Origin of the sequence: Streptomyces sp. NPDC017936 (genome assembly GCF_044328485.1) — a bacterium.
Lineage (GTDB): Bacteria > Actinomycetota > Actinomycetes > Streptomycetales > Streptomycetaceae > Streptomyces.
The window spans coordinates 166,334-178,418 of record NZ_JBIRHK010000008.1 but is presented as its reverse complement, the minus strand read 5'-3'; the positions used below and the strand labels follow the sequence as shown (position 1 = coordinate 178,418).

The 12,085-nt window shown below is 74.4% G+C and carries 13 protein-coding genes and 5 tRNA genes; 10 read left to right on the top strand and 8 right to left on the bottom strand.

Annotated features, from left to right (window positions below; translation table 11 throughout):
- Positions 1 to 140: 140 nt before the first annotated feature.
- Complete coding sequence (gene cobA, locus ACH4F6_RS18645; protein ID WP_397961286.1) at positions 141 to 1,373, top strand: uroporphyrinogen-III C-methyltransferase; 1,233 nt, start codon at positions 141 to 143, stop codon at positions 1,371 to 1,373.
- A gap of 64 nt (positions 1,374 to 1,437) precedes the next feature.
- Positions 1,438 to 2,256: a TrmH family RNA methyltransferase gene (locus tag ACH4F6_RS18640; RefSeq protein ID WP_397961285.1), complete on the top strand. Its 819-nt coding sequence runs from the start codon at positions 1,438 to 1,440 to the stop codon at positions 2,254 to 2,256.
- Positions 2,257 to 2,269: 13 nt separating this feature from the next.
- On the opposite strand, the gene ACH4F6_RS18635 is transcribed toward ACH4F6_RS18640, so the two are convergent.
- The gene (locus ACH4F6_RS18635) at positions 2,270 to 3,673 is read right to left on the bottom strand and encodes a protein kinase (RefSeq protein WP_397961526.1); all 1,404 of its coding nucleotides are present in this window, start codon (positions 3,671 to 3,673) and stop codon (positions 2,270 to 2,272) included.
- 679 nt (positions 3,674 to 4,352) lie between these two features.
- On the opposite strand from ACH4F6_RS18635, the gene ACH4F6_RS18630 reads away from it, so the two are divergent.
- The 3 genes from ACH4F6_RS18630 (at position 4,353) to ACH4F6_RS18620 (ending at position 6,083) form a co-directional block, all read left to right on the top strand.
- Positions 4,353 to 4,550 (top strand): hypothetical protein, encoded by a 198-nt coding sequence (locus ACH4F6_RS18630; RefSeq protein ID WP_397961284.1) that lies wholly within the window; start codon positions 4,353 to 4,355, stop codon positions 4,548 to 4,550.
- 228 nt (positions 4,551 to 4,778) lie between these two features.
- Positions 4,779 to 5,717, top strand: a complete 939-nt coding sequence (locus ACH4F6_RS18625; protein ID WP_397961283.1) for a phosphotransferase enzyme family protein — start codon at positions 4,779 to 4,781, stop codon at positions 5,715 to 5,717.
- A gap of 81 nt (positions 5,718 to 5,798) precedes the next feature.
- Complete coding sequence (locus ACH4F6_RS18620; RefSeq protein WP_397961282.1) at positions 5,799 to 6,083, top strand: zf-TFIIB domain-containing protein; 285 nt, start codon at positions 5,799 to 5,801, stop codon at positions 6,081 to 6,083.
- A gap of 72 nt (positions 6,084 to 6,155) precedes the next feature.
- Here the strand turns inward: ACH4F6_RS18620 and ACH4F6_RS18615 are convergent.
- From ACH4F6_RS18615 to ACH4F6_RS18595, 5 genes are all read right to left on the bottom strand, one after another.
- Positions 6,156 to 6,227 (bottom strand) — tRNA-Val (locus tag ACH4F6_RS18615).
- A gap of 34 nt (positions 6,228 to 6,261) precedes the next feature.
- Positions 6,262 to 6,333: transfer RNA gene (locus ACH4F6_RS18610), tRNA-Val, on the bottom strand.
- A 20-nt stretch (positions 6,334 to 6,353) separates the two neighbouring features.
- Positions 6,354 to 6,425, bottom strand: a tRNA-Val gene (locus ACH4F6_RS18605).
- A gap of 1 nt (position 6,426) precedes the next feature.
- Positions 6,427 to 6,500 (bottom strand) — tRNA-Cys (locus ACH4F6_RS18600).
- Positions 6,501 to 6,538: 38 nt separating this feature from the next.
- A tRNA-Gly gene (locus tag ACH4F6_RS18595) sits at positions 6,539 to 6,611 on the bottom strand.
- 177 nt (positions 6,612 to 6,788) lie between these two features.
- Here ACH4F6_RS18595 and ACH4F6_RS18590 point away from each other — a divergent pair.
- From ACH4F6_RS18590 to ACH4F6_RS18580, 3 genes are all read left to right on the top strand, one after another.
- Positions 6,789 to 7,913: a chorismate-binding protein gene (locus ACH4F6_RS18590; RefSeq protein ID WP_397961281.1), complete on the top strand. Its 1,125-nt coding sequence runs from the start codon at positions 6,789 to 6,791 to the stop codon at positions 7,911 to 7,913.
- Complete coding sequence (locus ACH4F6_RS18585; protein WP_397961280.1) at positions 7,910 to 8,731, top strand: aminotransferase class IV; 822 nt, start codon at positions 7,910 to 7,912, stop codon at positions 8,729 to 8,731. Before ACH4F6_RS18590 ends, ACH4F6_RS18585 begins: the two co-directional genes overlap by 4 nt.
- A gap of 104 nt (positions 8,732 to 8,835) precedes the next feature.
- Entirely contained in the window at positions 8,836 to 9,660 is an 825-nt protein-coding gene (locus ACH4F6_RS18580; RefSeq protein ID WP_397961278.1) for a GNAT family N-acetyltransferase, read from the top strand.
- A 7-nt stretch (positions 9,661 to 9,667) separates the two neighbouring features.
- Here the strand turns inward: ACH4F6_RS18580 and ACH4F6_RS18575 are convergent, their stop codons facing one another.
- Entirely contained in the window at positions 9,668 to 10,198 is a 531-nt protein-coding gene (locus ACH4F6_RS18575) for a DsbA family protein (RefSeq protein WP_397961277.1), read from the bottom strand.
- A gap of 229 nt (positions 10,199 to 10,427) precedes the next feature.
- Here ACH4F6_RS18575 and ACH4F6_RS18570 point away from each other — a divergent pair, with 229 nt between their 5' ends.
- Together ACH4F6_RS18570 and ACH4F6_RS18565 are read left to right on the top strand one after the other, a co-directional pair.
- The gene (locus tag ACH4F6_RS18570; protein ID WP_397961276.1) at positions 10,428 to 10,871 is read left to right on the top strand and encodes a hypothetical protein; all 444 of its coding nucleotides are present in this window, start codon (positions 10,428 to 10,430) and stop codon (positions 10,869 to 10,871) included.
- A 170-nt stretch (positions 10,872 to 11,041) separates the two neighbouring features.
- Positions 11,042 to 11,194, top strand: a complete 153-nt coding sequence (locus ACH4F6_RS18565; protein WP_004002639.1) for a hypothetical protein — start codon at positions 11,042 to 11,044, stop codon at positions 11,192 to 11,194.
- A 131-nt stretch (positions 11,195 to 11,325) separates the two neighbouring features.
- Here the strand turns inward: ACH4F6_RS18565 and ACH4F6_RS18560 are convergent, their stop codons facing one another.
- Entirely contained in the window at positions 11,326 to 11,886 is a 561-nt protein-coding gene (locus ACH4F6_RS18560; protein ID WP_397961275.1) for a CGNR zinc finger domain-containing protein, read from the bottom strand.
- Between the last annotated feature and the right edge of the window lie 199 nt (positions 11,887 to 12,085).

The window sequence follows — 12,085 nt, the reverse complement described above, 5'->3', positions numbered from 1 at the left end:
GGGCGGCCACGACCGCCCGCGGCCCCGTACCCGGCACCCGACGCCCAGCCACCGGACAGAGAAACCGCCGATCCGACCCGCCCTTTAAAATCCGCACGTCGGGACAACCGCACCGCGCGCACCCAGGGAGCCGCACCCTCATGGCCGAACACCCCGCCTACCCCGTAGGCCTCCGCCTCGCCGGCCGCAGGGTCGTCGTCCTCGGCGGCGGCCAGGTCGCACAGCGCCGCCTGCCCGCACTGATAGCGGCGGGCGCCGACCTCCACCTCGTCTCCCCCGAGGCGACCCCCTCCGTCGAAGCCATGGCGGACGCGGGCGAGATCACCTGGCACCGGCGCCCCTACGCCGAAGGCGACCTCGCGGACGCCTGGTACGCCCTGATCGCCACCAGCGACCAGGAGGCCAACACCCGCGCCTCGGCCGAAGCGGAGCGTCACCGCGTCTGGTGCGTCCGCTCCGACGACGCCGACCGGGCGACCGCCTGGACCCCGGCCACCGGCACCAGCGAGGGCGTCACGGTCGCCGTCCTCACCACCGACGCCAGGGGCCGCGACCCCCGCCACACCGCCGCCATCCGCGACGCGGTCGTCGAAGGCCTGCGCGACGGCACCCTGGTGGCGCCGCACCACCGCACCCGCACCCCGGGCGTCGCCCTGGTCGGCGGCGGTCCCGGCGACCCGGACCTGATCACGGTCCGCGGCCGCCGCCTGCTCGCCGAGGCGGACGTCGTCATCGCCGACCGCCTGGGCCCCCGGGACCTCCTCGCCGAACTGCCGCCGCACGTCGAGGTCATCGACGCGGCGAAGATCCCCTACGGCCGCTACATGGCCCAGGAGGCGATCAACAACGCGCTGATCGAGCACGCCAAGCAGGGCAAGTCCGTGGTGCGCCTCAAGGGCGGCGACCCGTACGTCTTCGGCCGCGGCATGGAGGAACTCCAGGCGCTCGCCGAGGCGGGCATCCCCTGCACGGTCGTCCCGGGCATCTCCAGCTCGATCTCGGTCCCCGGCGCGGCCGGCATCCCGGTCACCCACCGCGGGGTCGCCCACGAGTTCACCGTGGTCAGCGGGCACGTGGCGCCCGACGACGAGCGTTCCCTGGTCGACTGGCCGTCCCTGGCGAAGCTCACCGGCACGCTGGTGGTCCTGATGGGCGTCGACAAGATCGGGAGGATCGCGCAGACCCTGGTGGCCCACGGCAAGCCGGCCGACACCCCCGTCGCCCTCGTCCAGGAGGGCACGACGGCCGCCCAGCGCCGTGTCGACGCCACCCTGGCGACCGTCGCGGAGACGGTCCGCGCCGAGGACGTGAAGCCCCCGGCCGTCGTCGTCATCGGCGAGGTCGTCACCGTGGGCCCGCCGACGCCGGCGTGACCCGGGGCAGCAGGACCCGCAGAGAGCCGTTGGCCCCCCACCCATGACAAGGCAGTACCACCCAGTGGCCGATCTCATCACCGTCGAGGACCCCGCCGACCCGCGCCTGCGCGACTACACCGGCCTGACCGACGTGGAGCTGCGCCGCAGGCGCGAGCCCGCCGAGGGCCTGTTCATCGCCGAGGGCGAGAAGGTCATCAGACGGGCCAGGGAGGCCGGCTACGAGATGCGCTCCATGCTGCTCTCCGCCAAGTGGGTCGACGCCATGCGGGACGTCATCGACGAGCTCCCGGCCCCGGTGTACGCCGTCAGCCCGGAGCTCGCCGAACGCGTCACGGGGTACCACGTCCACCGCGGCGCCCTCGCCTCCATGCAGCGCAAACCGCTGCCGACGGCGGCCGGGCTGCTGCGCACGGCCCGCCGGGTGGTGATCATGGAGTCGGTGAACGACCACACCAACATCGGCGCGATCTTCCGTTCCGCCGCGGCCCTCGGCATGGACGCCGTCCTGCTCTCCCCGGACTGCGCCGACCCCCTCTACCGCCGCAGTGTGAAGGTCTCCATGGGCGCGGTCTTCTCCGTGCCGTACGCCCGCCTGGACACCTGGCCCAAGGACCTGGAACCGGTCCGTGAGGCCGGCTTCACGCTCCTGGCCCTCACCCCGGACGAGACGGCCCGCAGCCTGGACGAGGCCGCCCCGCACCGGATGGACCGGGTGGCCCTGATGCTCGGCGCGGAGGGCGACGGCCTGACCGCCCGGGCCCTGGCCGCGGCCGACGAGCGGGTCCGCATCCCGATGTCCCACGGCGTCGACTCCCTCAACGTGGGAGCGGCGGCCGCGGTCGCCTTCTACGCCGTGGCGACGGGCCGCCCGCGGTCGTAGGCCACCGGGGGTGCTACCGGTCCGGGTCCGCGCGGTCCTCCGGCCGCACCGGCACCTGGGACGGCACCCGGGGCTGGGCCCGCTGCTGGTGCCGCACGCCGGGGTCCTCGCCGCCGAGCCCCCGGGCCGGCCCCTGGCAGGCCTGGACGAGGGCGATGCCGAGCGCCACGAGCAGCGTCACGACGACGAAGACGAACAGCCGCTGCCTCAGCAGCCGGGGGTTGGCGGGCCGCCGCCCGGTCCCCGTGGGCCTCGGCGCCCTACGGCCGCCCCCGCTGCGGGGCGCCGGCCGGCTGCCGCTGCCGGAACGGGTGTTGCGGGCGGCGGGCGTGTTCCGCCCGGCGGGAGTGGGCCGGGCCCCGGACCGCGACGAGGAGGGCACACCGCCGGGGCGCGACCCGCTCCCGCCGCGCGACGGCGTCGCACCCCGGGGAGGCACCGCCCCGCGGGAGGAGGGCGCCCCGCCCCGCGGCACCGGCGTGCCCGGCTGGCGCAGCGTGCGCTGCGGATAGCTGGAATCGACCAGCCGTCCGGTCGGCCGGTCCGCCTCGGCGGCCCGCGGTCCGGGCGGCCGGGCGTCGGTCAGCCCCTGGGCCTCACGGGCCGCGATCTCCTTCAGCCGCAGCGAGAGGTCGAGCGTGCTGGGCCGCTCCTCGGGATTCTTGGCCAGACAGGCCCGGATCAACGGGGCCAGGGCGTCCGGTACGCCGTGCAGCTGGGGCTCCTCGTGCACCACCCGGTACAGCATCACCTCGGAACTGCCGTGTCCGAAGGGCGAGTCGGCCGTCGAGGCGTACGCGAGCGTCGCGCCGAGCGAGAAGACGTCGGTGGCCGGCGTGACCGCCGCGCCGCGCACCTGTTCGGGCGCCAGGAAACCGGGGGAGCCGACCGCCGTGCCGACGTGCGTCAGCGTCGAGGCCCCCGTCGCCCACGCGATACCGAAGTCGATGATCCGCGGTCCTTTGGGCGAGAGCAGGATGTTCGACGGCTTGAGGTCCCGGTGCACGACCCCGGCCTCGTGGACCGCGACGAGCCCCTCCGACAGCGCCGCCCCGATCGCCGCGAGCTCCGCGGCCCCGAGGGGTCCGTCGTCGGCGACCTTGTCGTGCAGGGAGGGACCGGGCACGTACTGGGTGGCGAACCAGGGCCGGTCGGCGTCCAGGTCCGCGGCGACCAGCCGGGCGGTGCACCCGCCCCTGATCCGGCGCGCCGCCGAGACCTCGCGCGCGAAGCGCGACCGGAACTCCTGGTCCTCCGCCAGGTCGGGCCGGATCACCTTCAGCGCGACCCGCTGCCCCTTCCTGTCGGAACCCAGATAGACGACGCCCATACCGCCCGCGCCGAGCCGTCGGTGAAGTTTGAACGAGCCGACGACGCGCGGGTCCTCGCGCCTCAGGCGCATCATCGCCATGTTCATCCCCGCTGCCCGGTCCGTGTGACGTGGCACAGCTTACGTTTCCACGGCCGTTCGCGCGCAGAGGCCGCGCCCTCTCGGCCCGATCGATTGTCCGTGCCGGGCGGGACACGTGAAAGGCGATCAGAGAGGCTGCGGCAGGAAGGGGTTTGACGCTCACGTCACTTCAACCCCCAGGTGGGACAGGCGCGTTGGTCGAGGGAAGGGTGACCGGACGCGGACGGCCGGCGACGCCGGCGACACGACTCGGGCCCGAGGGGCGGTGGTCGGCGGGGCGGGCCACCGGGCGGCGACGGCGGCACGCCCAGGGGGGACGGACGTGAGTGAAGTCACGCGAAGGGGGCTCCCCGCACGCGGTCGCCGGTACGACCCGCCCCACCGGGAACAGGGTGCTCACCCCGCTCGCGCGGCGGCCCCCCGCGGGGACAACCCGGAAAAGCGGCCCGGTACCGGGCGGCCCCTCCGGGAAGACCCCGAGACGCGGATCGCCGTCTCCACCCAGGGGAGTACTCCCCAGGTCACGGCTCATCCTCCGGGAGGCCCGCCAATCGGTACGAGGGCATGACGTGCGGCGTCCGCCGCGCGCCTAGATTTGAGGTCAAGCGGCGGGTGCAGCACTCGTCCCCCGAGGTCAGACGCCCGCCGCTGCCGACCACGACGGAGAACGGTCAGGAGAGGGACCATGGCCCACACGGCACCGCGGACACTGATCCGCACGCAGGGACGCACCGCGTTCCGCGCCCGCCGTCAGGGCCGCCGCCACCCCCTGGTGGCGACGCTCATGGCCCTCCCCCTGGCGGTCCTGCTCCTCGTCGTCTTCGACGGCTGGGAGACAGTGGCCACACAGGCGTCGTCCGTGGGCGTGATGCTGGGGCGCTGAGCGGCGACCCCAGGCCCGGGAGAGCGGTCCGGGCGGGGACATCCACCCATGAAACCCCGTGGGGACGGGGGTGCGGCGGACGGCAACAATGCCGGCGCAGCTGGGGAGCTGCGCCGGCATTACCTTTCCCCCCGCCTGCTCCACCCCGTGGCCCTGCCGCCTCCACCACGACTCCGCCCGGAGCCCCTGCGTACCCTGCGGAAGCAGACCCGACGTCGAGGGAGCCCCGTGACCGCCCACCCCCTGCTCGCCGAGCTCACCGGGAGAGCCGCAGCCGAGGCGCACGCCCGTACGCCCTCGCCCTGCCCCTGCGGTGCGGCCACCCTCGCCGACCGCCCCGACGCCACCGTCGTACGCCACGCCGGCACGGTCGCCAAGGCCCACGCCCCGGGCACCACCGCCGGCGACCTCGCCCCCCGCCTGGCCACCGCCGCCCGGCTCCCCGGCCTCCTCCTCCCCCCGCTCACCCCGTCACCGGCCACCCTCCACGGCCGTGCCGTCACCTTCTGGCCGTACGGCGCCCCGGTGGACCCCGACGACCCGGACGCCGCCCCCTGGGAAGCCGCGGGCACGCTCCTCGCCCGCCTCCACCGGACCCCCGCCCCCACCCCGCTGCCGGCGATGCGCGGCCCGGCCAAGGCCGCCCGTGCCGTGACCCGGCTGCGTGAGGCCGGCCCCCACCCCGCCGCCGCCCCCGTCCTGCGGGCCTGGAGCGACCTCCCCGCCTGGGCCCGTGCCGAGGCGCCGATGCCGGACGCCACCACCCTCTGCCACGGCGACCTCCATCTCGGCCAGCTCGTCCGTCACCCCGCTCCCGACGGCCCCTGGCGCCTGATCGACGTGGACGACCTCGGCACCGGCGTCCCGGCCTGGGACCTGGCCCGCCCGGCCGCCTGGTACGCCTGCGGCCTCCTCCCGCCCGGGGAATGGAGCCGCTTCCTGGCCGCCTACCGCGCCGCGCACGGCCCGGCGGTCCCCGCCGACGGCGACCCCTGGCCCGCCCTCGACGTTTCCGCCCGCGCCCTCACCGTCCAGACCGCGGCCCGCGCCCTGACCAAGGCGCTCGCGCAGGACCGCCCCCTGGACGAGGTCGAGCGGTGCCTGGTCGACGCCTGCGCCCGAATGGCGCGCACACCTCCGCAGTTGACGCCGAGCCCCGCGAAGTAGGGTGCAACCGACCGCAGCCGGACAGAGTCTGTCCCGGCGACAGGCGAAGCAGGACCGACAGGCGAGGAGTTGAGCCGCACCATGCAGTGTCCGAAGTGTCACGCCCCGATGCACACCTACAACCGCAACGGCGTCCAGATCGAGCAGTGCAGCAACTGCCGGGGGATCTTCCTCGACTACGGCGAGCTCGAGGCGCTGACCCGCCTGGAGTCCCAGTGGTCCCAGCCGGCCCCGCCCCCGCCCGCCCCGCAGGCGTATCCGGCGGCTCCGCAGGCTCCCGCCTGGGGCGCCCCGCACGGCGGCCACGGCGGGCACTACGGTCACCAGCGCCACAAGAGCTTCGGCCACATGCTCTTCTCCAGCTGACCCCGGCCGGGCCCGCCGGGCCCGACCACGGAGAAGCCCCCGGCCGCGCAGGCGGCCGGGGGCTTCGGTGTGTGGACGATACTGGGATTGAACCAGTGACCTCTTCCGTGTCAGGGAAGCGCTCTCCCGCTGAGCTAATCGTCCTCGGGACCACGGCCCTCGGGCCGCGGGTGCTGCGTGCGCGATACTGGGATTGAACCAGTGACCTCTTCCGTGTCAGGGAAGCGCTCTCCCGCTGAGCTAATCGCGCGGGAGGATCCGAAGATCCAGTGGACGATACTGGGATTGAACCAGTGACCTCTTCCGTGTCAGGGAAGCGCTCTCCCGCTGAGCTAATCGTCCTTGGAGGTGGAGACGGGATTTGAACCCGTGTAGACGGCTTTGCAGGCCGTTGCCTCGCCTCTCGGCCACTCCACCAGGAGTGTAGGGGACCGGGAAGATCCCTACGTCCTTCGAGCGGACGACGAGGCTCGAACTCGCGACCTCAACCTTGGCAAGGTTGCGCTCTACCAACTGAGCTACGTCCGCCTGTCGTTTCGGTCGGCTTGCGCGTCCCGGCGACGTGTTGAACTCTAGCGGATTCCTGGGCCAGCACAAAAACGCGTTTGTGCAGCGTGCTGCGCTGCGTCCCGGCGACGACCTGCTCAGGCCCCCACCAGGACGTCCCCGGGCCACCCCCCGGACACCCGCCCTAGACTCGACACCGTGCTCGACCTCCCTCCTCTCGCCCGCTTCGGCGACCGCGTCGCCACCGGCCTCCTCGACGTCACGGACGACCCCGCGGCCCTGGACTCCACCGGTTTCTGGGCCGTCTGCGCCGGCTTCGAGGGCCGTCCGGTCTGCGCCCGGTTCGCGGACGTACGCGTCGAGCCGGTGCCCGCGCCCGGGCCGGGGGAGTGGCACGGGCCCGCGACCGGTGACTGGACGTCGTCCCTCGACCGCGCCGCGTACACGGCCGGGGTGCGGCGCATACGCGAGCACATCGCGGCGGGCGAGGTCTACCAGGCGAACCTCTGCCGCGTCCTGTCCGCGCCGGTGCCGGCCGACGCCGACGTGGACGCGCTGACCTCGCTGCTCGCCCGCGGCAATCCGGCCCCGTACGCCGGCACGATCCGCCTGCCCCGGCACGGCGTCGAGATCGCGACCGCCTCGCCCGAGCTGTTCCTGCGCCGCGACGGGCGGAGCGTCGAGTCCGGGCCGATCAAGGGCACGGGGCGGACGGAGGCGGACCTGCTGGAGAAGGACTACGCCGAGAACGTGATGATCGTGGACTTGGTCCGCAACGACATCGGGCGGGTCTGCGCCACCGGCAGCGTCACCGTCCCCGACCTGTGCGCGGTGGAGAAGCATCCGGGTCTCGTCCACCTCGTGTCGACGGTCCGCGGCGAGCTGCGCGAGGGCGCCGGCTGGCCGGAGCTGCTCGACGCCGCCTTCCCGCCCGGCTCGGTGACCGGCGCCCCCAAGTCCAGCGCCCTCAGGATCATCGACGCCCTGGAGACCGCTCCCCGGGGCCCGTACTGCGGCGGCATCGGCTGGGTCGACGCCGACCGGGGCACGGGCGAGCTGGCCGTCGGCATCCGCACCTTCTGGATCGACCGCGCGGAGGGCGTCCTGCGCTTCGGCACCGGCGCCGGCATCACCTGGGGATCGGACCCCGAGGCGGAGTGGCGGGAGACCGAGCTGAAGGCGGCCCGGCTGCTCGCGGTAGCGTCGGGGGCGTACGAGATGGAGGGCAGCGCCCTGACGTGCGGTGCCGGTGCGGGAGACGCCCTCCGGACCCCCGGCCGAGGCGACACCCCCGGTACGGACTTGCGAGGTAGTGACCAGTGAAGCTTTGGCTCGACGGCGGGCTGCAGGACATAGACTCCGCCCGCGTCTCCGTCCTCGACCACGGGCTGACCGTGGGCGACGGCATCTTCGAGACCGTGAAGGCGGTGGACGGCAGGCCGTTCGCGCTCACCCGCCACCTCGACCGGCTGACCCGTTCGGCGCGCGGTCTCGGCCTGCCCGACCCCGACCTCGACGAGGTCCGCCGCGCCTGCGCCGCCGTCCTCGAGGCCAACCCGATGCCGCTCGGCCGGCTGCGGATCACCTACACCGGCGGCCAGGGCCCGCTCGGCTCCGACCGGGGCGAGCACGGCCCGACCCTCGTCGTGGCCCTCGGCGAGACCGGCCGCCGCCCCGACTCCACCGCCGTGATCACGGTCCCCTGGACCCGCAACGAGCGCGGCGCGCTCACCGGTCTGAAGACCACCTCGTACGCCGAGAACGTGGTCGCCCTGGCCCGCGCCCACGAACACGGAGCCTCCGAGGCGCTGTTCGGCAACACGGTCGGACAGCTCTGCGAGGGCACGGGATCGAACGTCTTCGTCGTCCTCGACGGCCGGATCCACACCCCGCCGCTCGCCTCCGGCTGCCTCGCCGGCATCACGCGGGCGCTGGCGGTCGAGTGGACCGGGGCCAAGGAGACCGATCTCCCCCTGGACGTGCTGGAGCGGGCCGAGGAGGTCTTCCTCACCTCCACCCTGCGGGACGTCCAGGCCGTGCACCGGGTCGACGACCGCGAACTGCCGGGCGCCGCGGGGCCGGTGACCGCCAAGGCGATGCGGATCTTCGACGAGCGGGCGGGCGACGACCTCGACCCGTGAGGGTTCGCCGCGGCCGCGGACACCTGCCGTCGCGGCCGCGGACGCCCGTCGGCGCCGGACATATTCGGCTGACCGGAAGCGTGGGAGCGGGTAGAACACCCGTGATGACCACGACCCTGCGGCCGATCGAGCCGCTTCAGCGTGCCGCCGACGGGGCGCTGTCCCGCCGCTACCAGGTGTGCGTGAACAGCCGCCCCGTGGGCGCGATACACCTGTCGACCCACCCCGACTTCGGTCCCGCCGTCGCCCGCGTCGACGATCTGCGCATCGAGGAGGCGGACCGCGGACGCGGCCGGGGCGCGGTGGCCGCGCTCGCCGCCGAGGAGGTGGCCCGCGGGTGGGGCTGCCGGACCATCGAGATCCGGGTGCCCGCCGAGGCCGGGGCCGCGCTGCGCCTCGCCACGGCGCTCGGCTACCTCCACCGCAACCGCGGCATGGAGAAACCCCTCGGAACCGTGGCCCCCGGACTGCCGCCCGGCACCCGCGGCAGGCCCCTGACCGAGGAGGAGTACGGGCCGTGGCGGCGGCACGGCGCGGAGGGGTACGCCGAGAACTGGACCAGCCGGGGCGTCCCCGTGGCCGAGGCCCGCGCCAAGGCGGAGCGCGACACCGAGCGCCTCCTGCCGCACGGCCGCGAGACGGAGGACATGCTGATCAGCGTCCTGGAGCACGAGGGCACCCGGGTGGGCGCGCTCTGGCTCGGCCTCGGCGAGGACCGGGCCTACGTGTACGACGTCGAGACCGACGAGGCCTTCCGCGGCCGTGGGCACGGCCGCTCCCTGATGCTCCTGGCCGAGGCCCAGGCGATCGCCGCCGGCAGGCGCGTGATCGGCCTCAACGTCTTCGCGGACAACGTCCCCGCCGAGCGGCTCTACGAGTCGCTGGGATACGTCCCGGTGAGCTACTCCCTCTACAAGGACCTGCTCTGAGCCGGCCTCAGCCCTGCTCGGCCAGCAGTCGGTCGGCGATCTCCTCGACGCGCTCGCGCAGCCCCTCCTGGCTCTTGCCGCCGTCGAGGCGCTCGCCGCCGATCACATAGGTCGGGGTGCCGGTGACGCCGATCGCCTTGCCCTCGGCCTGGTCGGCGTCCACGATCAGGATGTGCCGGCCGTCGATCAGCGCGGTGTCGAACTCCTCGGCGTCCAGACCGAGTTCGGCGGCGATCTCGACCAGGAAGGGCTCGCCCCCGCGGTCCAGTTCCCCGACCCGGTCCAGCACCGCCTCGACGTACGGCCAGCCCTTGCCCTGCTCCGCGGCCTCCTCGGCGGCCTGCGCGGCGGCGAAGGCGTGCCGGTGCTTCTCCAGCGGGAAGTGCCGCAGCCGCAGCTCCAGCCGGTCGCCGTAGCGCTCGCGCAGGGCGCGGAGGTCGTCGAGGGCGCTTCGGCAGTCGGGGCACTGCAACTCGCACCAGACGTCGAGGACGACGGCGGGACGGGAGGGGACGGACGCGGGGGAGGAGTCGCTCATGCCGCCAGTCTCCCAGCCCCCGCCCGGCCGGCCCAATCCGGACCGCCTTCACCGTCCGCGGGCGAGCGCACGGCACCTGCGGAGGAGCCGACCCGGAGATGTCCCTGATGTCCGCTCGGAGCATGGCACGCAAGCGCCGAGGAGGTGCACGATGGAGGGGACGAAGCGCTGCCGTGCCGGTGGCGCGGAGTCGTGCCCCTGCCCGAGTGCGCCGCGCCTGGAGGACCGGATGATTGCCGAGACCGTGTGTTCCGCCGTCGCCGCGGCCGGCCTGGGCGTCGCCGCGGTCACGGCCTACCGCAGGCGTTTCCTGACGGCCGCCCGCATCGCCGCCTACGCGCTCGTCCCGCTCGGCCTCGTGATGACCGGGATCGTGGAGTGGGTCGCCGACACCGCCTTCAGCCCGATGGCCTGGGCGGGCTTCGGCGTGCTCGGCGGGGCCTGGGTCCTCTTCGCGACCACCCGGGCCGTGGAGCGCCGCCGCGGCGGCACCCGCAAGGAGCGGAAGGCGGCGGCGCGGTCCGCACAGGCCGGTGTCACGGCCCCGGCCGCCTCGGTGCCCTCCCTGGGCCAGGGCTCCCGCCCGGCCTCGCGGCCCGCCGCCGCACCCCGGGCGAGCGCCTCGGACGACTTCAGCGACATCGAGGCCATCCTCAAGAAGCACGGCATATGAGAACGCCCTGGACAGAGCGGTCGCCGAGCGGCTGAAACGACACAGTCGAGCCGCAGGCGCGCGCAAATGATCACGGCTGGAAACCGACCTCGCGGAATCGGCGTACACCCGCTCAAACCGAGCGTCGTGATCGCGTCGCGCGTCCCGGCTGCGTCATCATCGCCCGCGAGATGCTGGACACGACACAGAGCGAGGCCGCGCCGCCTCAGGACGAGCCGCGCGGATGCCTCTTCGCCCTATCCCAGCCACCGCTGATGATCTTCCTTGCGGTGATCGGGTGTCTGTTGCTCATGGCCGCGCTGCACGACCTGCTGCTGCTGTGACCCGTACCCGCGGTACCCGGCGCCACCCGCCGGGACCGCGTCGGCATCGACCGCCTCACGACCGGGGCGCGGGCTCCGGGGCCCGGCCGGGAGGGGAAGGACGGCGAAGGGTGATCCGCCCCGGCACCGGCTCAGCCCGTGGCCTCCTTGCGGCGCGCCCGGTACGCGGCCACGTGGAGGCGGTTGCCGCAGGTGCGGCTGTCGCAGTACCGCCGGGAGCGGTTGCGGGAGAGGTCGACGAAGGCGCGCCTGCAGTCCGGGGCCTCGCAGCGCCGCAGCCGCTCCTGCTCCCCGGCCACCACGAAGAAGGCCAGCGCCATCCCGCAGTCGGCGGCCAGGTGGTCGGCGATGGAGGCGCCGGGCGCGAAGTAGTGCACGTGCCAGTCGTAACCGTCGTGATCGGTGAGCCGCGGGGTGGTGCCGGCGGCGGCCACCAGCTCGTTGATCAGTCCGGCGGCGGTGCGGGCGTCCGGCGCCGCGAAGATCCCCGCGAAGCGCTTGCGGACCTTGCGCACCGCGGACAGATCGAACTCGGAGAGCACACCGACGTCGCTGATTTCGTGCCTTCCTACGAAATCCGCGAGAGCTGCGACATCCGCCAGTCCGTCCGGCGCGGTGTCGTCCTCCGGGGCGGTGTTCACCAGATCCACCACGGCATCGAGCGCACACCGGGTGTCGTGGGTGATCAGCACGTTTCGCTCCCTGGCCTGGGGGGTCGGGCAAGCGCCCGCCGATGCTGGCCGATGGTAGCCGTACCGGGCCGTCGGGCCACCGTGGGTCGACGCCCCGATCGCGCACGGCGCACGTCGGCGGCGGGGGGGGGGGGGGGCCGGGGGGGGGGGGGCCCCCCAGCCGCGCGGGGGGGGGGGGGGCCCGGCGCCGCCACGCCGG

Excerpts from the sequence above, each read along its gene's own strand:
- cobA (WP_397961286.1), top strand. The coding sequence starts at position 141 with ATGGCCGAACACCCCGCCTACCCCGTAGGCCTCCGCCTCGCCGGCCGC.
- ACH4F6_RS18635 (WP_397961526.1), bottom strand. The coding sequence starts at position 3,673 with ATGAACATGGCGATGATGCGCCTGAGGCGCGAGGACCCGCGCGTCGTC.
- ACH4F6_RS18630 (WP_397961284.1), top strand. The coding sequence starts at position 4,353 with ATGGCCCACACGGCACCGCGGACACTGATCCGCACGCAGGGACGCACC.
- ACH4F6_RS18620 (WP_397961282.1), top strand. The coding sequence starts at position 5,799 with ATGCAGTGTCCGAAGTGTCACGCCCCGATGCACACCTACAACCGCAAC.
- ACH4F6_RS18580 (WP_397961278.1), top strand. The coding sequence starts at position 8,836 with ATGACCACGACCCTGCGGCCGATCGAGCCGCTTCAGCGTGCCGCCGAC.
- ACH4F6_RS18575 (WP_397961277.1), bottom strand. The coding sequence starts at position 10,198 with ATGAGCGACTCCTCCCCCGCGTCCGTCCCCTCCCGTCCCGCCGTCGTC.
- ACH4F6_RS18570 (WP_397961276.1), top strand. The coding sequence starts at position 10,428 with ATGATTGCCGAGACCGTGTGTTCCGCCGTCGCCGCGGCCGGCCTGGGC.
- ACH4F6_RS18565 (WP_004002639.1), top strand. The coding sequence starts at position 11,042 with ATGCTGGACACGACACAGAGCGAGGCCGCGCCGCCTCAGGACGAGCCG.